At 74.6% G+C, this 20,733-nt stretch carries 18 protein-coding genes; 7 read left to right on the top strand and 11 right to left on the bottom strand.

The annotated features are described in order from the left end of the window. Window positions 1-50: 50 nt before the first annotated feature. Complete coding sequence (locus F9B16_RS17980; protein ID WP_225991720.1) at window positions 51-680, bottom strand: TetR/AcrR family transcriptional regulator; 630 nt, start codon at window positions 678-680, stop codon at window positions 51-53. Window positions 681-794: 114 nt separating this feature from the next. Between F9B16_RS17980 and F9B16_RS17975 the strand changes: the two genes are divergently transcribed. Both F9B16_RS17975 and F9B16_RS17970 read left to right on the top strand, forming a co-directional pair. Beyond that, window positions 795-2,198, top strand: a complete 1,404-nt coding sequence (locus F9B16_RS17975; protein ID WP_192808844.1) for an MFS transporter — start codon at window positions 795-797, stop codon at window positions 2,196-2,198. A 134-nt stretch (window positions 2,199-2,332) separates the two neighbouring features. After that, a complete protein-coding gene (locus tag F9B16_RS17970) occupies window positions 2,333-3,172 on the top strand; it encodes a SigB/SigF/SigG family RNA polymerase sigma factor (protein ID WP_151541236.1) in 840 nt (279 codons plus the stop codon). A 121-nt stretch (window positions 3,173-3,293) separates the two neighbouring features. On the opposite strand, the gene hpnH is transcribed toward F9B16_RS17970, so the two are convergent. From hpnH to hpnC, 7 genes are all read right to left on the bottom strand, one after another. Beyond that, on the bottom strand, window positions 3,294-4,292 hold the full coding sequence (hpnH, locus tag F9B16_RS17965; protein WP_225991719.1) for an adenosyl-hopene transferase HpnH: 999 nt from the start codon (window positions 4,290-4,292) through the stop codon (window positions 3,294-3,296). 5 nt (window positions 4,293-4,297) lie between these two features. Further along, entirely contained in the window at window positions 4,298-5,779 is a 1,482-nt protein-coding gene (gene ispH / locus F9B16_RS17960; protein ID WP_192808846.1) for a 4-hydroxy-3-methylbut-2-enyl diphosphate reductase, read from the bottom strand. Beyond that, window positions 5,776-7,641: a squalene--hopene cyclase gene (gene shc / locus F9B16_RS17955; RefSeq protein WP_151541234.1), complete on the bottom strand. Its 1,866-nt coding sequence runs from the start codon at window positions 7,639-7,641 to the stop codon at window positions 5,776-5,778. Before shc ends, ispH begins: the two co-directional genes overlap by 4 nt. A 120-nt stretch (window positions 7,642-7,761) precedes the next feature. After that, complete coding sequence (locus F9B16_RS17950) at window positions 7,762-8,772, bottom strand: polyprenyl synthetase family protein (protein WP_151541233.1); 1,011 nt, start codon at window positions 8,770-8,772, stop codon at window positions 7,762-7,764. Continuing rightward, window positions 8,769-10,100 carry a hydroxysqualene dehydroxylase HpnE gene (hpnE, locus tag F9B16_RS17945; protein ID WP_192808843.1) on the bottom strand — a complete coding sequence of 444 codons (1,332 nt, stop codon included), beginning with the start codon at window positions 10,098-10,100 and terminating at the stop codon, window positions 8,769-8,771. The genes F9B16_RS17950 and hpnE overlap by 4 nt, the downstream gene beginning before the upstream one ends. Then, on the bottom strand, window positions 10,097-10,957 hold the full coding sequence (hpnD, locus tag F9B16_RS17940) for a presqualene diphosphate synthase HpnD (RefSeq protein WP_151541232.1): 861 nt from the start codon (window positions 10,955-10,957) through the stop codon (window positions 10,097-10,099). Before hpnD ends, hpnE begins: the two co-directional genes overlap by 4 nt. A gap of 1 nt (window position 10,958) precedes the next feature. Continuing rightward, on the bottom strand, window positions 10,959-11,816 hold the full coding sequence (gene hpnC, locus F9B16_RS17935) for a squalene synthase HpnC (protein ID WP_151541231.1): 858 nt from the start codon (window positions 11,814-11,816) through the stop codon (window positions 10,959-10,961). A 141-nt stretch (window positions 11,817-11,957) separates the two neighbouring features. Between hpnC and F9B16_RS17930 the strand changes: the two genes are divergently transcribed. The 4 genes from F9B16_RS17930 to F9B16_RS17915 all read left to right on the top strand — a co-directional run bounded on the left by F9B16_RS17930 (window position 11,958) and on the right by F9B16_RS17915 (window position 16,855). After that, window positions 11,958-14,006, top strand: coding sequence for a bifunctional phosphatase PAP2/O-acyltransferase family protein (locus F9B16_RS17930; RefSeq protein ID WP_225991718.1), 2,049 nt, complete (start codon window positions 11,958-11,960; stop codon window positions 14,004-14,006). A gap of 69 nt (window positions 14,007-14,075) precedes the next feature. After that, window positions 14,076-15,281, top strand: coding sequence for a sensor histidine kinase (locus F9B16_RS17925; protein WP_151541229.1), 1,206 nt, complete (start codon window positions 14,076-14,078; stop codon window positions 15,279-15,281). 144 nt (window positions 15,282-15,425) lie between these two features. Continuing rightward, window positions 15,426-16,454, top strand: coding sequence for an SDR family oxidoreductase (locus tag F9B16_RS17920; protein ID WP_151541228.1), 1,029 nt, complete (start codon window positions 15,426-15,428; stop codon window positions 16,452-16,454). A gap of 41 nt (window positions 16,455-16,495) precedes the next feature. Then, window positions 16,496-16,855, top strand: a complete 360-nt coding sequence (locus F9B16_RS17915; RefSeq protein ID WP_151541227.1) for an STAS domain-containing protein — start codon at window positions 16,496-16,498, stop codon at window positions 16,853-16,855. Window positions 16,856-16,936: 81 nt separating this feature from the next. Here the strand turns inward: F9B16_RS17915 and F9B16_RS17910 are convergent, their stop codons facing one another. From F9B16_RS17910 to F9B16_RS17900, 3 genes are read right to left on the bottom strand one after another with little or no spacing between them, the layout of a single operon-like run. After that, window positions 16,937-18,256 (bottom strand): cytochrome P450, encoded by a 1,320-nt coding sequence (locus tag F9B16_RS17910; protein WP_151541226.1) that lies wholly within the window; start codon window positions 18,254-18,256, stop codon window positions 16,937-16,939. Then, a complete protein-coding gene (locus F9B16_RS17905) occupies window positions 18,253-18,459 on the bottom strand; it encodes a ferredoxin (RefSeq protein WP_151541225.1) in 207 nt (68 codons plus the stop codon). Before F9B16_RS17905 ends, F9B16_RS17910 begins: the two co-directional genes overlap by 4 nt. After that, the gene (locus F9B16_RS17900; protein ID WP_151541224.1) at window positions 18,456-19,097 is read right to left on the bottom strand and encodes a TetR/AcrR family transcriptional regulator; all 642 of its coding nucleotides are present in this window, start codon (window positions 19,095-19,097) and stop codon (window positions 18,456-18,458) included. The genes F9B16_RS17905 and F9B16_RS17900 overlap by 4 nt, the downstream gene beginning before the upstream one ends. 136 nt (window positions 19,098-19,233) lie before the next feature. Here F9B16_RS17900 and F9B16_RS17895 point away from each other — a divergent pair, with 136 nt between their 5' ends. After that, window positions 19,234-20,703: an MFS transporter gene (locus F9B16_RS17895; protein ID WP_225991717.1), complete on the top strand. Its 1,470-nt coding sequence runs from the start codon at window positions 19,234-19,236 to the stop codon at window positions 20,701-20,703. Window positions 20,704-20,733: the final 30 nt, after the last annotated feature.

Below are 20,733 nucleotides of genomic sequence, written 5' to 3'. Positions count from 1 at the left end.
GACTCAGGGCCGGCGCCGTCTCCCCCGCGCGGTGCCGGCCCTGCCCCCCGTCACGGCAGCCGCGGGGCCTCGCCCGGCAGGTCGCCGGAGGCCGGGGCGCGCAGGCCGTCCAGGATGACGTGCAGGTTGCGGTCCCACTGCTCCTCGCCGGCCCGCAGGCCGAGCGTGTGCGGGCCGGTCGCCGCGGAGACCAGCAGGAACGCCACGTCGGTCCACGTCACGTCGGCGCGCACGGCGCCCGCGTCCTGCGCCCGCTCGACCAGCCTCCGGATGCGGTCGCGCAGGTCGGCGCGGGAGTGGCCGAGGACGTCGCCGAGCGCCTCGTTGATGTCGCACAGCTCGTTGCGGCGGCGGATGTAGGACGCGGCGAACGTCCGGAAGCCCTCCCACGGGTCGTCGGCGGCCAGGCAGGCGTCGGCGGACGCGATGATCTCGCCGATCAGCTCGTCCACGACGGCCTTCAGCAGCTCCTCCAGCGAGCCGACGCGGCGGTAGAAGGTGCCGATGCCGACGCCGGCGCGGCGCGCGATGTCGTGCGCGGTGATCTCCGATCCGGCCTCGCGGGCGGCCTCGTGGGCCGCGGCCACCAGGCGTTCCACGTTGCGGCGGGCATCGGCGCGGGGCCGGTGCCCGGTCCCGTCGTCCAGCAGCCGGTCCACCGCTGGCCAGGTCACGTCCATGGCACCAATCTACCAGCAAGCGGACGAGCACCCTCCAGTTAAATGGACGAGCGTCGTCCGCTTGTGTTAGCGTCGCAAGCGGACGGTCCGAGTCCGGTTGACGGAGGGGTGCTCATGGACACGAAGACGCTGGTGAAGCCGCGGCGCGTCGCGGATCGGGAGGCGGGGAGAGGCGACCGGGCCGCGCTGGCGGCGGGCGCGGCGGCGGCGTTCATGGTGTTCCTCGGCACCACGATCGTGACGCTCGCGCTGCCGACGATGCTGCGGGCACTGCACGGCGGGGCGGCGGCCGGCGAATGGATCGTCAACGCCTACACGCTGACGCTGGCCGCCGGCCTGATCAGCGCGGGAGCGCTGGCGGACGTCCTCGGCGCCCGCCGGGTGTTCCTCACCGGCCTGGCCGTCGTCGCGCCCGCGTCCGCCGTCGCGGCCGCCGCCGGCGCCGTCCCGGTGCTGATCGCCGCGCAGCTCGCGATGGGCGCGGGCGCGGCGCTGCTGCTGCCCAGCTCGCTGGCGCTGGCGACGTCCGGAGCGCGGGACGCCTCCGGGCGGGCCCGGGCGGTGGCGGTGTGGGGCGCGACCGGCGGTGTCGGCCTGGCGGCCGGGCCGCTGGTCGGCGGGGTGCTGATCGCCGCGGCGGGGTGGCGGGCGGTGTTCCTCGTGAACGTGGTGCTCGGGGCGGCGGCGGCCGTGGTGACCCTGGCCCGGGTCGGCGCTGTCCCGGCCCGCCCGCGCCGGTTGGACCTCGGCGGGCAGCTCACCGCGGGCGCGGCGATCGCGGGCCTGGTCTTCGGCATGATCGAGGGCCCGCACCTGGGCTGGACGCACCCGGCGGTGCTCGCCGCGGGCGGTGTGTTCGCGGCGGGGGTCGCCGCGTTCGCGCTCGTGGAGCGCCGGGCGGCCGACCCGCTGCTGCCGCTCGGGCTCTTCCGGCGGGCGGGCTTCTCCGGCATGTCGGCGCTCGGCGTGCTGTTCAACTTCACCTTCTACGGCGTGATGTTCGCGCTGAGCCTGCTCCTCCAGGAGGTCAAGGGGGAACCGCCGCTGGTCGCCGGGCTCTCGTTCCTGCCGTTCACCGGGCTGATAGCGCTGGGCAACCTGGTGACGCCGTCGCTGCTCGCACGCTTCGGCTCCACCGCCGCGCTCCTGGCCGGAGAGCTGCTGTTCGGCGGCGCCATCGCCGCGATCCTGGTCACGGGGCCGCTGCCGCAGGAGTGGCCGCTGCTGCTGGCCATGACCCCGGCGGGCCTCGGCGGGGGCATGGTCGTCGCCGCGATGACGACGCGGCTGGTCGAGTCGGTCCCGGCCGCGCTCACCGGCGCCGCGACGGCCGCGTACAACACCGGCCGCCAGGTCGGCTCGTCGGCGGGCGTCGCGGTGTTCGGCCCGCTCCTGGCGGGCGCCGCGTTCGCGACGGGCTTCCGGATCGCCCTCGGCCTCGCCGTCGCCGCGGTCGCCGCCACCGTGCCCGTCACGATCGCGCTCCGCCACGACACCGCCTCCGCCCGAACGCGATGACCTCCCCCCGCGGCGAGATCCCGTCACGGCACGGGACGTCCGAACGACCCTGACGTCCGAATGGCCACGGCCCGGCCGGTATCGGAGGCCCGAATGCGGGCATTTATATCGTGAGGCGATGTATCGGGTCTCCGATGCGCCGGCTCCGGCTTCGACAGGAGGTGATCGGCCTGAGCTCCCCAGCCACATCGGCCGCGGCCCCGCCCCGCGCGGGCGCCGATCCGGCGGGCCAGTCCGCCGAGGCGCTGCTGAGCGAGATGAACCTGCCCGGGGTGAGCGGCGCGCGCAGGGAGGAGTTGCGCGCGGCGCTCGTCCGGATGCACGCGCCGATGGTGCGGCGGATCGCGCACCGCTACGCCCACCGGGGCGAACCGGTGGAGGACCTGGCGCAGGTCGCCTACCTCGGCCTCGTCAACGCGATCAACCGGTTCGATCCCGAACGGGGCGACCAGTTCTTCGTCTACGCCTATCCCATGGTCCTCGGGGAGGTCCGCCGCTACTTCCGGGACCGGACCTGGGGCATCCGCGTGTCCCGCCGCATCCAGGAACTGCGCCCGCGGCTGCAGCGCGCCACCCAGCGGTTCCTCCAGGCGCACGGCCGCTCCCCCACGCCTGGTGAGCTGGCCGCGATCCTGGGCGTCAGCCTGGAGGAGGTCACCGACACCCTCCTGGCGTGGGAGTCCTACCGGCCGCTGTCCCTGGACGGCGCCGGCGACGGCGACCCCGAGGGAAGCCCGCTCGCCGAGCGGCTCGGGGCCGAGGACGCCGCGCTGCAGCACGTCGTCGACGGCGAGACGCTGCACGGCCTGCTGGCCCGGTTGCCGGAGCGGGAGCGCACGATCGTGCTGCTGCGCTTCTTCGGCAACAGGACCCAGTCGCAGATCGCGCAGGAGCTCGGCATCTCCCAGATGCACGTCTCGCGCTTGCTCAGCAAGACGCTGACGCACCTGCGCGAGCAGATGTACGGCCCCTGACGACGCGGTCCCGCGCGGAGCGGGCCCGCCCCGACGACGGCCAGGCTGTTCCGCCGCACGGCGCTAGCAGAGCGGCCGAACAACCTGCCCGTCGTGGCAGGGTCGCCCCGGAGCCCTCAGTTCAGTTCTCGCGCAGGGCGCGCAACGACTGCTTGAGGGATCCGAGGGTCTTGAAGACCGCGGTCGGCTCGTAGCCGCAGTGCGCCATGCAGTTCGCGCAGCGCGGGTCGCGGCCCCTGCCGTAGGACTCCCAGTCGGTCTCGTCCAGCAGCTCCCGGTAGGTCTGCGCGTAGCCGTCCGACATCAGGTAGCACGGGCGCTGCCAGCCGAACAGGGAGTAGGACGGGATCGCCCAGGCGGTGCAGCCGAAGTCGGCCTTGCCTTCGAGGAAGTCCAGGAACAGCGGCGAATGGTTGAGCCGCCACCGCTTGCGGTTGCCGTCCCCGAACGCCTTGCGGAACAGCTCGCGGGTCTCCTGGACGCCGAGGAAGTGCTCCTGGTCGGGCGCCTTGTCGTAGGCGTACCCGGGCGAGAGCATCATCTCGTCCACCTGCAGGTCGTCGTTGAGGTAGTTCAGGACGTCGATGACGGTCTGCGGGGTGTCGGTGTTGAAGAACGTGGTGTTGGTGGTGACCCGGAAACCGCGCTCCTTGATGAGCTTGACCGCGGCGACGGCCTCCTCGAACACGCCCTCCTTGCAGACCGACTCGTCGTGCCGCTCCTGCAGGCCGTCGATGTGCACGGTGAAGGCGAAGTAGGGCGACGGCTTGAACTTGTCGAGCTTCTTCGGGACCAGCAGCGCGTTCGTGCACAGGAACACGAACTTCTTCATCTTCACCAGCTCGTCGACCATCTCGCCGATCTGCGGGTGCATGAGGGGCTCGCCGCCCGCGATCGACACCATCGGGGCGCCGCACTCCTTCACGGCGGCGATGGCCTGCTCGACCGGCATGCGCCGCTTCAGCACGTCGGCGGGGTGCTGGATCTTGCCGCAGCCCGCGCACTTGAGGTTGCAGGCGAACAGCGGTTCGAGCTCCATGATGAGCGGGAACTTGTCGTTGCCGCGCACCTTGTTGGTCATGATGTGCGATGCGACGCGGACGCTCTGGCGCAAGGGCATCGGCATTATGGTCGGACCTCCTTCGGCAAGGTGAACTCGGTGGTCTCCACCGTGACCTCGCGTTCCACGAGGTCGGCGGGGCCGAGGCCGCGCAGCGCGGCGACGACCGCGTCGAGCACGGCGGGCGGCGCGGACGCGCCGGCGGTGACGCCGACGGCGCGGGCGCCGCGGAGCCGGTCGAGCGGGACGTCGGCCGGGCCGTCGATCAGAACGGCGGGCGCGCCCGCCTGCTCGGCGACCTCGACGAGCCGGCGCGAGTTGGACGAGTTGGCCGACCCGACGACGAGCACCAGGTCGGCGTCACGGGCGACGCGGGTCACGGCGCGCTGCCGGTTGGTGGTGGCGTAGCAGATGTCGTCGGTGTGCGGGCCCCGGGCGTCCGAGAACCGCCGGGTGATGGCGGCCGCCACCTCGCCCGCCTCGTCGGCGGACAGGGTGGTCTGGGTCAGGTAGGCGACGGGACGGTCCGCCGGCAGCGCGGCGACGTCGGCGGGGGTCTGCACGAGCACCGTGGACTGCGGCGCCTCGCCGAGCGTGCCCTCGACCTCCTCGTGCCCGGCGTGCCCGATCAGCGCGACGAGGTCGCCGCGCGCGGCGTACCGGCGGGCCTCGGCGTGCACCTTGGCGACCAGCGGGCACGTCGCGTCGATGACGCGCAGCCCGAGCCGTCCGGCCTCGGCGCGGACGGCGGGCGCGACGCCGTGCGCGGAGAACACCGTCACCGCGCCGGGCGGCACCTCGTCCAGCTCGTCGACGAACACGGCGCCGCGCCGGGCGAGGTCGTTCACGACGTGGGTGTTGTGGACGATCTGCTTGCGCACGTACACGGGCGGGCCGTGCATCTCCAGGGCGCGTTCGACGATCTCGATGGCGCGCTCGACGCCGGCGCAGAAGGAGCGCGGCGACGCCAGGAGGATCCGGCGCGGGCCGACGGCCTCCGCCCAGGTGCGCAGGGCGGGCGCGATGGCCCGCAGCCGGCGCAGGGCGGCGGTCCCGCCAGTGAGGGTGGCGGGGCTGAGCAGCGGGCGGTCCGGGGTGTCGACGATCGCGCGGACCACCGCCACCGGGCGGTCGCCGGCCGCGGCGGCGAGCGGCGCCGACTCCATGTCGACGGCCATCGCCCCGGTCGCGGCCAGCTCGGCGCGTTCGCGGCCGGTGACGATGTGGTCGGCGGTGACGAGCGGGCCGCGGTGCACGGTCGCGCCGGTCGTCCGCTCCAGGAGCCCGGCGAGGGGCTCGGCCGTGGGGCACGGGATCGGCGGGCCGGTGCCCCGGACCTCGGTCGCGACGAACAGGTCGCCGGGCCGCAGCCGGTCGTCGAGCGCGCCGCCGAACCCGGCGACGGCCAGCGCGTCGACGTCGCCCAGCCGCGCGGCGGCCTTCCGCGCCCGCGCGGGGCCGACGCCGGTCCGGACGACCGGGAGGCCGCCGCGCGCGAGCGCCCGGGCCTCGATCCCGAGCGCCGCGCGCACCGCGAACTCCGTCACCGGTCCCGTCCCAGGTAGCGGCCGAGGGCGCTGATCGGGAACACCAGCCGGTACAGGTGGTAGTTGATGTAGAAGTCGCCGGGGAAGCCGGTGCCGGTGAACTGGTCCTCGTCCCAGGTGCCGTCCGGGCGCTGGTTCTCCACGAGCCACCGGACGCCGGCCTCGACGGCCGGTGAGCGCTCGCCGGCGGCGAGCAGCGCCAGCAGCGCCCAGGCCGTCTGCGACGGGGTTGACGTGCCGCGCCCGATCCAGGCCGGGTCGTCGTAGGAGCGCAGGTCCTCGCCCCAGCCGCCGTCGGGGTTCTGGTGGTGCTCCAGCCAGGCGACGGCGCGGCGGATCGGCGGCTTGTCCGGGCGGACGCCCGCGGCGATCAGCGCGGGCACCACGCCGCCCGTGCCGTAGACGTGGTTGGCGCCCCACCGGCCGAACCAGGATCCGTCCGCTTCCTGTGCCTTCAGCAGCCACACCACCGCGCGCTTGGTGACGGGCGCCTCCGCGTGGCCCTCCTTGGCGAGGGCCTCGACCACGTGCGCGGTGACGTCCGCCGACGGCGGGTCGATGACGGCGCCGAAATCGCAGAACGGCAGCTTGGTGCAGAGCTCCTGGGTGTTGTCGGCGTCGAACGCGGCGAACCCGCCGTCCTTCGACGCCATCCCCGACATCCAGCGGACGGCCCGGTCGATCGGCTCGCGCGCCTCGGGCAGCCCGGAGCGGCGCAGCGCGAGGATCGCCTCGGCGGTGTCGTCGGTGTCGGGGTACAGGTCGTTGTCGAACTCGAACGCCCACCCGCCCGGCGGCAGGTCCGGCCGCCGCACCGACCAGTCCCCCGGCCCGCGGATCTCCTCGTTCACGACCCAGCGGGCCGCGCGCAGCAGCGCGGGGTCCCCGGCGGGCGCGCCCGCGTCCGACAGCGCGTTCATCGCGAGGACGGTGTCCCAGACCGGCGACTGGCACGCCTCCAGGCGGCGGCCCTTCTCGTCCTCGATCGTGAACCGGTCGAGGCCGGCGAGCCCGCGCTTCATCACCGGATGGTCGAGGTCGTAGCCGAGCAGGCTCAGCGCCATCAGCGAGTACACCCACGGCGGCTGGATGCCGCCCCAGCAGCCGTCCGCCTCCTGCCGCGCGACGATCCACTCGGCCGCACGGCGCAGCGCGGCCTTCCGCAGCGGCGCCACCGGCCGCTTCTCGTAGACGTGCAGCACCCGGTCGAGAGCGTTGAACGCCTTCCCCCAGCCGCTCGCCTTGCGGGCGGGACGGCGGCCCGCGCGCAGCTCGGCCAGGTCGAACGGCAGCGACCGGACGGGCCGCAGCGACCCGAGGACGGTCAGCGGCACGATCGTCTGCCGTGCCCAGCACGCCCAGCTGTAGACGTTGAGCGGGACGCGGCTCGGCAGGAACATCAGCTCCGGCGGCATCACCGGCAGGTCGTCCCAGGACCACTGGCCGAACAGCGCGAGCCAGATGCGGGTGAACACGCGGCTGCCCTCGATGCCGCCGGCCTCGCGCGCGTAGGCGGCGGCCTTGCGCATGTGCTCGGCGTCGGGGGCGTCGCCGGCCAGCCGCAGCGCGACGTACGCCTCGATGGTGGTGGACGGGTCCGGCGGACCCCCGTAGAAGTTCGCCCACGTCCCGTCGGCGCGCTGCTGCGAGCGGATCCAGCGCGCCGCCGCGGCGGTCTCGGCGTCGGTGCGGATGCCGAGGAACTGGCGCAGCAGCAGGTCCTCGGCGTCCATGGTGACGTTGGTCTCCAGCTCGGCCTTCCACCAGCCCTCGGCCGACTGCAGGCCGAGCAGGTGGTCGCGGGCCGCCTCGACGGCGGCCGCGGCCGCTTCGGTGAGTCCGGGGGCTTCCGTCGTGGTCATTCGGCATCCTGCTTTCTGACGGGTCTCCGCTTCCCGGCACGGGCCCCGTCGCTCAGTGGTCCCGGGCGCTCGGTGCTCCCTGTCGTTCGGTGCTCCCTGTCGTTCGGTGCTCCCTGTCGTTCAGTGGTCCCGGGCGGTGACGAAGAGCGCGATGTCGCGGAACTCCGCGCGGACCGCGTCGTCCATCTCCACGTCGCCCACGTGCTTGGCGGCCAGCGCGACGCGGCGGTCGGCCTCGGCCTCGGCCCAGGCGCGCCCGCCCGCGGCCTCGACGAGCTCCGCCATCTCCCGCAGGTCGGCCTCGGCGGGGTCTCCGGGCGCGGCGTACAGCTCGGCGAGCCGCGCGGACTCGGCGGTCCCGGCCGTCAGCGCGGCCACCACCGGCAGAGACTTCTTGCGGGCCCGCAGGTCCGACAGCACCGGCTTGCCGGTCGTCTCCGGGCTCCCCCAGATGCCGAGCAGGTCGTCGACGAGCTGGAACGCCAGGCCCATCTCCGTCCCGTACCCGGTGAGGGCGGTGACCAGCTCCGCGGGCGCCTCGCCGAGCATCGCGCCGATGGAGCTGGCGCAGGCCAGCAGCGCGCCCGTCTTGTCGGACGCCATCGTCAGGCACTCGTCGAGCGTGACGTCGGCGCGGGTCTCGAACCCCATGTCGAGGGCCTGGCCGGAGATGAGCCGCTGGGTCGCGGCGGTCAGCGCCTCCGCGGCCCAGTGCGCGCCGCGGGTGTGCTGCTCCAGCAGCAGCTCCTCCGACAGCGCGAGCAGCGCGTCGCCGGCGAGGATCGCGGCCGCCGCACCGAACACCGTCCACGCGGCCGGGCGGTGCCGGCGGGTCCGGTCGCCGTCCATGATGTCGTCGTGCAGCAGCGAGAACGCGTGCACGAACTCCACCGCGACCGCGCCGGGCAGCGCGTTCTCGGGCGGCGCGCCGGCGGCCCGCCCCGACAGCATCGCCAGCGCGGGGCGCAGCGCCTTGCCGCCCGCGTCGGCGGGACGGCCGTCGGCGTCGGTCCAGCCGAGGTGGTAGGCGATGACGCGGCGGTTGGCCGGGTCGAGGCGGTCCACGCAGGCGCGCATCGCCTCGTCGACGAGCGCGCGCCCGTCGGTGATCGAGCCGGGGACGGCGGTCATCGGCCGCTCACCCCGTCCAGGTGCCGCCGGACCAGCCGGGCGGCGGTCAGTCCACTGCGCACTGCCCCCTCCATGGTGTCGGGCCAGCCCGTGTCCGTCCACGCGCCGGCGAGGAACAGCCCGGGCAGGCGGGTCGCGGACGCGGGACGCAGCGCGCCGCTGCCGGGGCTCTGGCGGAACGTCGCGTGACGTTCGCGGGTGACGAAGAAATCGGTGACGCGGGCCCGCCGGGCGGCCGGGAACAGCCGTTCCAGTTCGGGCCGGAACGCGGCGCGGACGTCGGCGGCGGGCGTGTCGATCCAGCCGTCGGCGGCCGACACCGACACCGCGAGGTACTGGCCGCGGGCGAGGCCGCTGATCTCCGTGCGGTCGAACGCCCACTGCACGGGCGAGCCGACCGCGGCGGCGAAGGGCACGTCCATGACCGGCCGGTCGTAGACGACGTGCACGTTGATGATCGGGCTGGAGCCGAGACCGGGCCAGCGGTCCCGGTCCGGGCACGCCTGCGCCGGGACGAGCGGGGCCGCCGCGCGGTGCGGCACCGCGACGACGACGGCGTCCGCGGCGACCGGTTCGCCGTCCACCACGAGCTTCGGCCCGGCGTCGACCGCCGACACCTTCGCCTTCAGGTGGATCCGGCCGCCGAGCCGCTCGATCCGCTTCGCCGCGAGCGTGCCGTGCAGCTCGCCGAGCGGGACGGTCGGGACGCCGATGTCGGCGGCGTCGGAACGCCCGAGCAGGCCCTGCTTGCACACCATCGTCGCGGGGCCCATCGCGGCGTCGTCGACGCCGATGTTCAGCGCCGAGATCAGGAACAGCTCCCACAGTGCGGTGCGGGCCCGCTCGCGCTGGCCGTGGGCGGCGAGCCAGCCGCCCATCGCCTGCGCGTCCAGGTCCGGGTCCTGAGGGTCGAGGCCCTGCAGTGCGAGCGACGCGCGGACGGCCCGCAGCCGGTCGCCCGGCGACAGCAGCCGGTATCCCGCGAGCGCGGGCAGCAGGTGCAGCGGGCCCGGCGCGTTCGCCCGGCGCAGCCTCCCGGCCGGGCCGTCCGGGGTGAGGACGCGGATGTCGAGGCGGTCCTGGACGCGGACGAGGTCCCGCGCGTCCAGCCGGTCGAGCAGCCCCCGGTAGGCGGTGCAGCACTTCAGGAAGACGTGCTGGCCGTTGTCGACGGTCAGGCCGTCCCGGTCGAACGAATGGGTCGCGCCCCCGAGCCGGGGACGCGCCTCGTACAGGGTGGTCCGCACGCCCGCCTCCAGGAGCGCGAGCGCGGCGCTGATCCCGGCGAGCCCGCCGCCGACCACGGCGACGTTCCCCCGGGGGCTCACCGCCGGATCCCGGTGAGCGCCGTCGCGGCGACGGCCGCCTTCTCCCACCCGGGCAGCGACATGCGGCGTTCCAGCGCGCCCGCCGGGTCGGCGGTGATGCGCCGCAGCAGGCGCCGGTAGATGCCGGCCATCGTCCCCGTGCACGCGGCGCTGCGCCGGTCGAGCATCGGCAGCAGCCGCAACCCCGTCCCGTACCACTCCCCCGCCCGCGCCGCCTGGAAGCGGACCAGGGCCGCGAGCTGCTCCGGCGGGTCGGTGAACCGGCCGGACGCGTCCTGGTCGAGGGTGCAGCCGAACCTCGCGAGGTCCTTGGCCGGCAGGTAGACGCGGCCGCCGAGCCGGTCCTCGCGGACGTCGCGCAGGATGTTCGTCAGCTGCAGCGCGACGCCGAGCGCGTCGGCGCGCGTCCGCGCGACCCGCAGGTCGGCGGCGCCGAACACGCCGAGCGACAGCCGGCCGACCGACCCGGCGACGCACCGGCAGTACCAGAGCAGGTCGTCGAAGGTGTCGTAGGCCGCGCCGCGCACGTCGGCCTCGCAGCCGTCGATCAGCTCGCCGAACGCGTCCAGCGGGATCGGCATCCGCCGCGCCGCGTCCGCCAGGGCGACCATCACCGGGTCGTCCGGGTGGGCGCCGGGGTCGGCGAGCCGGCCGCGCTCGGCGGCCAGCGCGGCCAGCCGCGCATCAGGAGGCGCGTCGACGTCGTCGCCGATGTCGTCGATCCGCCGCGCGAAGGCGTAGACGGCGCTCAGCGCCCGGCGCTTCGGCGGGGGCAGGAGGCGGATCCCGTACGAGAAGTTGCGTGCCTGCGACCGGACGACCTTTTCGCAGTGCCGGTAAGCCCCGGCTGCGTCCATCTCATCTCCTTCCCAACATCCGCGACCACTCGGCGAGCAGCCGCGTCTTCCCCGGGCGTGACGGGCCGGACAGGACGTCGTAGGCGCGGCGGTCCAGCGCGGCGAGGGCGGCGAACCCGCCCGCCGCGTAGCCGGCGACGGCGACGCGCGCGAAGCCCGGCAGGCTCCGGACGAGAGGCGCCCCTTCGGCGAGCAGTCGTCCTGCCCTTCCCGCCTGGAGGGCGATGACACCGCGCAGCCGCGTCGGGGTCGCCGCGGCCCGGAAGTCGTCCTCGGTGCAGCCGAACCGGCGCAGGTCGTCCGCCGGCAGGTAGACCCGGCCGTTGCGGTGGTCCTCGCCGACGTCCTGGCAGTGCTCGATGACCTGCAGCGCGGAGCAGATCCGGTCGGAGAGCCGGAGCCGCGCCGGGGTGGCGGCGCCGAACACGTGCAGCACGATGTGCCCGACGGGGTCGGCCGACAGCGTGCAGTAGTCCAGCAGCTCGTCGAACGTCCCGTAGCGGGTGACGACCTGGTCCCGGCGGTTCGCCCGGACTAGGCGGCGGAAGGGCTCCTCGGGGATCCGGCGTTCGTGTACGGTGCGGGCCAGCGCGCGCATGACGGGGATCTCCGGGACGGCGCCCGCGTAGATCCGGTCGAGGTCGCGGTCCACGAGGTCGAGCAGGGCGGGGCGCTCATCCGGCGGCGCCTCGTCGCCGATGTCGTCCACGAGCCGGGCGTAGCCGTAGACGTCGAGCAGGTTCGCCCGGTGCCGGGCGGGAAGGAACCGGGCGGCCACCGGGAAGTTCTCCCGGGCCTGCAGGCGGTTCCTGATCTGGCGTTCGTAGGTCTCGTTCCATAAGCGCTCGCTGATGGACATCGTTTCCTTCGGGGGCGGCGCGCGGGGCGGGGCGGCGCTCTGCCGGTCGCAGTGGTCCCCATAACCCCGTTGATCGCTGGGTAAACGCGAAACCGATCATATATATGTGTATAGGCCAAGTTTTTGGGTTACTAGTGGTTGGTGACCCCAGAAACCGACCCCTCCGCGCTCCCCTCCGCGCCGGGCCGCCGGCCCCCGCTCGCGCGCGAACTCGCGTTCGGGCTGTCGCTCTTCGCCCTCTACGCCGTCGCCGCCGCCGTCCCCGTCGGCGACCGGCACGCGGCCGCCGCCGACCACGGCCGGCGGATCTACGACCTCGAGCGGACGCTGCACATCGCCGCCGAGAAACCGCTCAACGACTGGCTCGCCGCGCACCGGTCCGTCGCCGTCGCCGCGAACTACGAGTACGCCACCGTCTACCTCGCCAGCACGCTGCTCCTGCTGGCCTGGCTGTACCGCAGGCGCCCCGAGCGCTACCGGGTCGCCCGCAACTCCTTCGCTCTGATCAACGTGATCGGCGCGGTCTGCTTCGCGTTATGGCCGGTGGCGCCGCCGCGCCTGGTGCCCGACCTCGGGTTCGTGGACACCGTCATGAAGCACGGCACGTGGGGGTCGTGGGGCAGCCCGGTCGTCGACCACGCCGACCGGCTCGCGGCCATGCCGTCGCTGCACGTCGCGTGGGCGCTGTGGGTGAGCGTCGAGCTGGCCCGCCTGTCGGTTCGGCGGTGGCTGCAGGCGGCGAGCCTGCTGCACGTCTTCGTGACGCTCTACGTCATCATGGCGACCGCGAACCACTACCTGCTGGACGCGGGGGGCGCGCTCGCCGTGGTCGTGTTCGCCTACCTCGTGACCGACCGGGACCCCGGCCGCCCGCGCGCCCCGATCGTCCCGCCCGAGGACGCGTTCTTCCTGGCCGTCGAGTCGGACCGGACGCCGCAGCACGTCGGCGGGCTGATCTTCCTCGACGCGCCGGACGGGTCCCCGAGCCGCGCGGACATGATCGCGACGCTGCGCGGGAAGCTGGACGAGCTGCCCCGGCTGGGCCAGCGGATGACCCCCGCGTCGCGGCTGCGGCGGCGGCGCTGGGTCGAGCACCCGGTGATCGACTGGGGCTGGCACGTGCACGAGGCGGTCCTGGCGGAGGGCGGCGACGCCGGGCTCAACGCGCTCGTCGGCGCGCTGCAGAGCGAGCCGCTGCCGCGCGACCGGCCGATGTGGCGGATGATCCTCGTGCGGGGGTACGCCCCCGACCGGTCGGCGGTGATCTTCCTGATGCACCATGTCGTCGCGGACGGCATGGGCGTGATCACGCACGTGCTGCGGATGCTGACGCCCCCGGACGCGCTGCCCGCCGCGGGCGCCGGGCCGTCGGCGACGCGCCGCGCGCTCGGCACGGTCGCCGGGATCGCGCAGCTCGCGACGGAGTCGCGGCAGAGGACGCGGCTGCCGTCGAGCGGCACCGCGGAGCGGGCGTTCGGCACGTTCCGGCTGCCGATGCCGGTGGTCCGCGACCTCGCCCGCAGGCACCGGGTGCGGGTGACGGACGTGGTGCTGTGCGCGCTGGCCGGGGGGCTGCGGCGGGTCGGCCCGCCCGCGGGCGGGCCGGAGGCCGGGTCCACTCTCCGGGTCGCGGTGCCGCTGATGACGGGCGGGCCGGTGGTGCCGCCCGAGGGCAACCACACGTCGGCGGTCATGGTGGACCTGCCGTACGGGCCGATGCCGGAGATCGAGCGGCTGCGCGCGCTGGCCGCGGCGACGCGCCGGCTGCGGTCCGGCACCCGGGCGCTGGCCTCGGCGTTCGTGATGCAGCGGGCGTCGCGGGCGCTGCCGCCGGTGCTGCACGACGCGTTCGCGCGGGCCGTGTACGGCGGCCGGACGTTCCAGGCGATCGCCACGAACCTCCCCGGCTCGAACACCCCGACGCGGCTCGCCGGCGCCCCGCTGATCGTGGCGCACCCGATCGTCCCGACCGGGCCGGGCGCGCCGCTCGCGGTCGGCGCCCTCGGCTGGACCGGGATGCTGAACATGGGGATCAGCGCGGAGGCGACGCTGGTGGCCGACATGGACGCGCTGTGCGGCGCCATGCGCGACGTGATCGAGGAGCTCGGCGCCGCGGAGGCGCCGGAGCCGCCGGGGACGGCCGCCGCGCGGGCGGCGCGGCGCGGCCGCGGGCCGTCCGTGCCCGGCTGAGGCCGGGGTTTTGCGGCCGGGATGCCCGGGGCTTCCCGGCCTTTTGCCCTGACCGGATAGATATGGAGGGTGGCCGAGATCGACCTGTCTGCGGTCTTCGACGCGATGCCCGTCGGTTGCGCGGTGCTGACGAACGACCTGCGGTACGTGACGGTCAACCGCGCCTACGAGCGCCTCGCGGGGCAGCCGCGGGAGCGGCTCCTCGGCCGCCACTTCTACGAGATGTTCCCCGGCGGCCCCGGCGGGCACGGCATCTCCGACGTCCGGGCGTCGCTGGAGCGGGTGGCGGCGGAGGGCGAGACCGAGGTCATGCCGCTGCTGCGTTACGACGTGGAGAGGGCCGACCGGCCCGGGGACTACGAGGAGCGGTACTGGAGCGTCCGCAACGCTCCGCTCTTCGACTCCGCGGGCAGGGTCATCGCCCTCATCCACCGGGCGGAGGAGGTGACCGCGTACATCAAGCAGCTGCATCAGGGCCACCCTTCCGGGGAGCCGGCCGCGGCCCGGGTGGAGGCGGTCGAGGCCGAGCTGTTCGCCCGCGCGCGCGAACTGCAGGACGTCAACCAGCGGCTCCACCAGGCGCAGGAGGACGAGCGGCGGGCGAACGCCGCGATGCGCGACGCGCTGCGGCGGCAGCAGCAGGCCGTCGCCGACACCTCACACGACCTGCGCGGGCCCCTCACCGGCCTGCAGACCCGCCTGCAGCTCGCCCTGACCGATCCCGAGGCCGACTCCCAGGAAGTCCTGCACGCGGCGCTGCACGACGCCGACCGGCTCGGCGAGATCGTCACGGACCTGCTGGAGCTGGCCCGGCTGGAGGCCGGCGCGCCCGTCCAGACCGAGACCGTGGACCTGGCGCGGCTCGTGGAGGACGAGCTGGCCGGCCGCGAGCCCGACGTGGCGGTCGCGACCCGGCTGGAGCGCGGGCTGCTGGTGCGGGGCTCGGCGATCCGGCTGGCGCGGCTGCTGGACAACCTCGTGTCCAACGCCGAGCGGCACGCGGGCAGCCGGGTGGAGGTGCGGCTCAGCTGCACCGACGGGCACGCCGTCCTGGAGGTCCTCGACGACGGGCCGGGCATCCCGCCGGGCGAGCGGGAGGCCGTCTTCCGCCGGTTCTACCGCCGTCCCGACGCGCGAAGCCGCGAGCCGGAGGGCACCGGCCTCGGGCTCGCGATCGCCCGGCAGATCGCCGGCGCCCACGACGGCACCCTGCACATCGCCGACCGGACGTCCGGCACCTGCATGGTCGTGCGGCTCCCCCTCAGCCCCGGGTAGCCGCCGCCCCGGGTGACCGCTCCCCGGCGGGCGAACGCGCCCGAAGCACCACGGATCCGGGCGGACGCGGCGCCGCGCCGCGTTACGGACGCGTCTGTGCGGGCAGTGCTGCCGTGTGCCGACGGATCCGGTTGGAGGGCCGCGATGAAGTACGGGATCGACAGGGACAGCGTCGTGGTGATCACCGGTGCCAGCGGCGGCATCGGCCGCGCCACCGCGCGCGTGTTCGGCGGGCGCGGCGCCCGGGTCGCGCTGCTGGCGCGCGGCGAGGAGGGCCTGGACGGCGCCGCCGCGGACGTCGAGAAGGCGGGCGGGCGCGCGCTGCCGATCAGCGTGGACGTCGCGGACCACGCCGGGGTCGAGGAGGCCGCGCAGCGCGTCGAGGACGGGTTCGGCTCCATCGACGTGTGGGTGAACGTCGCGTTCTCGTCGGTGTTCGCGCCGTTCTGGGAGATCGAGCCGGACGAGTTCAAGCGCATCACCGAGGTCACCTACCTCGGCTATGTCAACGGCACCCGGGCGGCGCTGAAGCGGATGATGCCGCGCGGGCGCGGCGTGATCGTCCAGTGCGGGTCGGCGCTGGCCTACCGGGGGATCCCGCTGCAGAGCGGGTACTGCGGCGCCAAGCACGCCGTCCAGGGCCTGCACGACTCGCTGCGGGCCGAGCTGCTGCACGCGTGCCCCGGCGTCAAGGTGACGATGGTGGAGATGCCGGGCGTCAACACCCCGCAGTTCAGCTGGGTGCTGTCGCGGCTGCCGCGCCGCGCGCAGCCGGTCCCGCCCATCTACCAGCCGGAGATCGCGGCCGACGCGCTGCTGTACGCGGCGGAGCATCCGCGGCGCCGCGAGTACTGGGTCGGCGGGAGCACGGTCGGCACGCTCATCGCGAACAAGTTCGCCGCGGGGCTCCTCGACCGCTACCTGGCGCGGACCGCGTTCTCGTCGCAGCAGACCGGGCAGAAGCGCCCGCCGGACCAGCCCGCGAACCTGTGGGAGCCCGCCGACGACGCCGGCGGCCGCGACTACGGCGCGCACGGCCGGTTCGACGAGGAGGCCCACCCGCACAGCCCGCAGCTGTGGGCGGCGAAGCACAAGTACCTGGTCGGCGCGGCGACCGCGGGAGCGGCCGCCACTGGGGCGGCGGTGGGTGCCGCCAGGCTGCTGCGCCGGTGATCCCCTAGGGTGCCCGAGGGGAACGATCGGAGGGTGAGCGCATGGGGGCCGCTGATGGGGCGCCGGGCGACGGCGCGAGTTTCGGCGTCGCCGAGCACGCGGGCTGGACGGTGGTGACGGTCGCGGGAGAGCTGGACCTCGCCACGGCCGGGACGCTGGACGAGCATCTGTCGAAGGCGATCGGCGCGGAGGGGCGGCCGCGGGTTGTCGTCGACGTCACCCGCATGACGTTCTGCGACTCGTCGGGGCTGAACGTCCTGATCCGGGCGAGCAAGCGGATCGCCGCGATGCGCGGCCGGTTCGTGCTGGTGCGGCCGACCGAGCGCGTCCGCAACGTGCTGCGGGTCACCGGGCTGGAACGCGTCTTCGACATCCGCGACGAGCTGCCCGAGGCCGGCTGAACGGGTCCCGGCGCGGCGAGCCGCCCGGGCTCGGGCGGGTGGGTCCGGGCGCGGCGGGCGGCCGCGCCCGGACAGGGCGGGTCAGCCGATGCGGAGGGGCAGCGTGCGGGGGCCGCGGACCTGCCCGGCGGCCCACGTCACCGCCGACGGGTCGTCGAGGGTGAAGCGCGGGAACCGTTCGAGCCAGACCTCCAGCGCGACGCGCAGCTCCATACGCGCCAGGTGCGAGCCGACGCAGCGGTGGATGCCGAGCCCGAACGCGGCGTGCCGGTTCACCTCCCGGTCGATGACGACCTCGTCCGCGCGGTCGAACTGCTCGGGGTCGCGGTTGGCGGCCGGGAACGACAGCAGGATCCAGTCCTCGGCCTTCATGTCGGCGCCGCGCCAGTGCATGTCCTGCTTCACCAGCCGCGCCATCGTCACCGGCGCGTAGGCGCGCAGGAACTCCTCCATCGCCGTCGGCAGCAGCTCCGGCTCGGCGACCAGCCGCTCCAGGTCCGCCGGCGTCTTCGCCAGGTGCCACAGCGACGCGCCGATCGCGCTCCACGTCGTGTCGATGCCCGCGATCAGCAGCAGCGCCATCGTCCCGGACACGTGCGACGGGTCGAGCTTGCGGCCGTACAGCTCGGCGTTGATCAGGTAGGTCGTGAGGTCGTCGCGCGGGTGGGCGACGTGGTCGCGGATCTGGTCGAGGAGGTAGTCGAACAGCTTCTCCATCCGCGCGATGCGCTCGTCCGGCGGCCGGTTGACGCCTTCCAGCGCGTTCTCGACGAACTCGCGGAACCTCGGGCCGTCCTCCGGCGGGAACCCGAGCATGTCGGCGATGACCCGCATCGGGATGTGCTGGGCGTAGTCGCGGGCCGCGTCGACGACGCCTCCGTCCCGCTCCAGGCCGTCGATGAGGGCGTGGCAGAACGCGCGGGTCGCCGGCTCCAGCCGCGAGACGGCCGTCTTGGTGAACGCCGGCAGCAGCAGCTTGCGCGCGTCGTGGTGGAACGGCGGGTCGGACGAGATCGGCGGCACCCCGCCGACCGGCGCCGCCTCCAGCGGCGGGCGGAAGTTGCTCATGACGATCGACCGGGACGAGAACCGCTCGGTGTCGTAGGCGATCGCGCTGACGTCCTCGTAGCGGGTCGGCAGCCAGCCGCCGCCGAACCGGCCGGTGTGCGCGATCGGGCAGCGCCGCCGCAGGTCGTCCTGGATCGGGTAGGGGTCGGCGGCCCATTCCGGTTCCATGTGGGAGAAGTCGGTCGCCCAGTCCGCGACGGGGCCGGTGACGACCTCGTTGCGGGTGCCGAGCGGGCGGCTCTCGCGCATCTCCTCGAAGCCCTGGGTGAACCGGTCGTCGCCGGTGCCCGCCTCCTCGGCGGTCCTGGTGGGGGTCTCGCCGTCGGTGGTCATGCCTCCGCCTCCTTCACGACGGTGATCGCGCGCTCGGGGCAGTTGGCCGCCGCGCGGCGCGCGTCCTGCTCCCCGCCCGCCGGGACGGTCCCGTCGCCGAGGACGGTGCCGTAGCCCTCGTCGTCCTCGCCGAACAGGCCGGGGGCCAGGTCGTAGCAGCGGCCGTGCCCCTGGCAGCGCCCGGGATCGATCCGCACCTTCATCGCGTTCCTCCTGTCTGCGCTTCGGGACCCGCCGGCTCCCCCGGCGCGGGGCGGGCCGGTGCGAAGGCCGCGACGACGCGGGTCAGCAGCGCGGACCACTCCTCGTCGCCGACCCCGTGCATCTCCGGGGGGACCAGCACGCTGCCCATCGCCAGCAGCAGGCAGAAGTGCGCGATCGCGTTCGGCGACAGCGCCCCGTCCATCTCCCCGCCGGCCTGGGCCGCGCGCACCAGCTCTTCGAGCACGGCGGCGCGCTCGTCCATGTAGCCGTGCATCGGCCGGGCCACGTCGGCGTCCCGGCGGGCCGCGACGAGCGCCTCCACGACGAGGTGGCCGCGCGCGTCCCGGCGCTTCGGCAGCCACCGACCGATGATCAGCAGCGACTCGGTGATCGAGCGTTCCGGGTCGGCGGCGACGAGCTCGGCGAGCATCCGCCGGCCGTGCGTGCGCAGCGCCGCCACGAGCAGCTCGCCCTTCGAGCCGAAGTGCGCGTAGAGCGCGCCGTTGCTGACTCCGGCGGCACTGGCGATGTCGGCGACGCGCGTGCCGTCGTATCCGCGCTCGGCGAAGACGTCGGCCGCCGCGCGCAGCAGCCGCTCCCGCGTCTCGGCCGCCGTGACGCCCGCGATCCGGCCCATGGACGGAATTAAAAGACCGTTCATTCAGTACCGTCAAGGGCTAGATTCTCGAATCGAGTTCTAGTATCAAGATCTAGAAAGAGGTTCGTTCGCTCGTCGGTCGGGAGGCCCGCATGGGCGTTGCCGGCGCACCCGCGTGACCGGGACGACGCCCGCCGTCCGCCGCCCGGAGCCCGCCGCCGGACGGCCCGGCGACCCGTGGTGGACGCTGTCCGCGGTGAGCATGGCGAGCGTGCTGACCGGCCTCGGTGGCAACACCCTCAACGTCGCCCTGCCGTCGGTGGTGCGGCACTTCCACGCCGGGCCGCTCGCCGCGAACTGGATGCTGCTGGCGTTCATGCTGGCCAGCACCGTCCTCATCGTGGTGTTCGGGCGGTTCGCCGACATGTTCGGCCGCCGCGCGATGTACCTGTCCGGCCTCGGCGCGTACACCCTGGCGAGCCTGCTGCTCGGCTTCGCGCCGACCGCCTGGACGGTCGTGGGCCTGCGCGTCCTACAGGCCGCGGGCGGCGCGATGCTGCTGGCCAACAGCGCCGCCATCGTCACCGACGCGTTCCCGCGCGAGCGGCTCGGCCGCGCCATGGGCGTCTACACCGCCTCGTTCTCCATCGCCCAGCTCGCCGGGCCCACCCTCGGCGGCTACCTCACCGACGCCTTCGGCTGGCGCTGGGTGTTCTGGTACAACGTCCCGTTCGGCGTGCTGTGCCTGGTCTGGGGCGCCGTCGCGCTGCGTCCCGTGGAGGCGGCGTCCCGCGAGCGCGGCGTCGACCTGCCGGGCAACCTGCTCGTCCTCGCCGGCCTCGGCGGGCTGCTGTTCGGACTCTCGCAGGTCAACGAGCGGGGATGGGGCAGCCCGGTCGTGCTCGGCGGCATCGCCGTGTTCGCGGTGCTGCTGCCGGTCTTCCTCGCCGTCGAGCGCCGCTCCGCGCGTCCCGTCGTCGACATCGCCCTGTTCCGGGACGGCCCGTTCGCGCTCGGGCTGCTCGCCACGTTCCTCAACGCGACCGCGCGGATGGGCGCCGTCGTGCTGCTCGCGCTGTTCTTCCAGTCCGTGCAGGGCGACGACCCCGTCACGGCCGGGCTCAAGGTGCTGCCGATGTCGGCGGTCGCGGTGCTGGCGTCCACCGGAGCCGGCTTCCTGGAGAACCGCGTCGGCGCGCGGACCATGACGGTCCTCGCCACCGCGCTCACGACGCTCGGGCTGCTCGAACTGCTGGCGGTGCTCGGACGCGGCGTCCCGTACGCGCCGGTGGCGGCGGGCCTGATGCTGCTGGGCGCCGGGTCGGGGACGTTCCTGCCCTCCAACGCGACGGCGCTGCTGAGCGGCCTGCCGTCGCACCGGCTCGGCGTCGTCAACGCGATGCGGCTGATGGTGCAGAACACCGGCATCGTGGTGAGCACCGCCCTGGCCTTCTCGATCATCGCGGGCCCGGTGCCGACGGCGCTGCGCGCGCACGTCTTCGCCGGGGACCTGTCGCGGGTGCCGGGGCAGGGCGTCCAGCAGCTCGTCGTCGGCTACCGGTACGCGCTGGCCTGCATGGCGGCGCTGTCCGCGCTCGCCGTACTAGCCTGCCTCGGTACCCGCCGCGCGGAACGCTCCCGCTAGACCGCGGGCGCTCCGGCGAGGCGCCGGCCG

This window comes from Actinomadura montaniterrae (genome assembly GCF_008923365.1).
GTDB lineage: Bacteria > Actinomycetota > Actinomycetes > Streptosporangiales > Streptosporangiaceae > Spirillospora > Spirillospora montaniterrae.
The sequence above is the reverse complement of the archived record's forward strand: the minus strand, read 5'-3'. Positions and strand labels throughout refer to the sequence as shown.

Coding starts and splice junctions, on each gene's coding strand:
- F9B16_RS17920 (WP_151541228.1), top strand. CDS start 15,426: ATGAAGTACGGGATCGACAGGGACAGCGTCGTGGTGATCACCGGTGCC.
- F9B16_RS17905 (WP_151541225.1), bottom strand. CDS start 18,459: ATGAAGGTGCGGATCGATCCCGGGCGCTGCCAGGGGCACGGCCGCTGC.
- F9B16_RS17910 (WP_151541226.1), bottom strand. CDS start 18,256: ATGACCACCGACGGCGAGACCCCCACCAGGACCGCCGAGGAGGCGGGC.
- F9B16_RS17970 (WP_151541236.1), top strand. CDS start 2,333: ATGCGCCGGCTCCGGCTTCGACAGGAGGTGATCGGCCTGAGCTCCCCA.
- shc (WP_151541234.1), bottom strand. CDS start 7,641: ATGACCACGACGGAAGCCCCCGGACTCACCGAAGCGGCCGCGGCCGCC.
- hpnH (WP_225991719.1), bottom strand. CDS start 4,292: ATGCCCTTGCGCCAGAGCGTCCGCGTCGCATCGCACATCATGACCAAC.
- F9B16_RS17915 (WP_151541227.1), top strand. CDS start 16,496: ATGGGGGCCGCTGATGGGGCGCCGGGCGACGGCGCGAGTTTCGGCGTC.
- hpnD (WP_151541232.1), bottom strand. CDS start 10,957: ATGGACGCAGCCGGGGCTTACCGGCACTGCGAAAAGGTCGTCCGGTCG.
- F9B16_RS17950 (WP_151541233.1), bottom strand. CDS start 8,772: ATGACCGCCGTCCCCGGCTCGATCACCGACGGGCGCGCGCTCGTCGAC.
- F9B16_RS17975 (WP_192808844.1), top strand. CDS start 795: ATGGACACGAAGACGCTGGTGAAGCCGCGGCGCGTCGCGGATCGGGAG.
- F9B16_RS17980 (WP_225991720.1), bottom strand. CDS start 680: ATGGACGTGACCTGGCCAGCGGTGGACCGGCTGCTGGACGACGGGACC.
- F9B16_RS17900 (WP_151541224.1), bottom strand. CDS start 19,097: ATGGGCCGGATCGCGGGCGTCACGGCGGCCGAGACGCGGGAGCGGCTG.
- hpnC (WP_151541231.1), bottom strand. CDS start 11,816: ATGTCCATCAGCGAGCGCTTATGGAACGAGACCTACGAACGCCAGATC.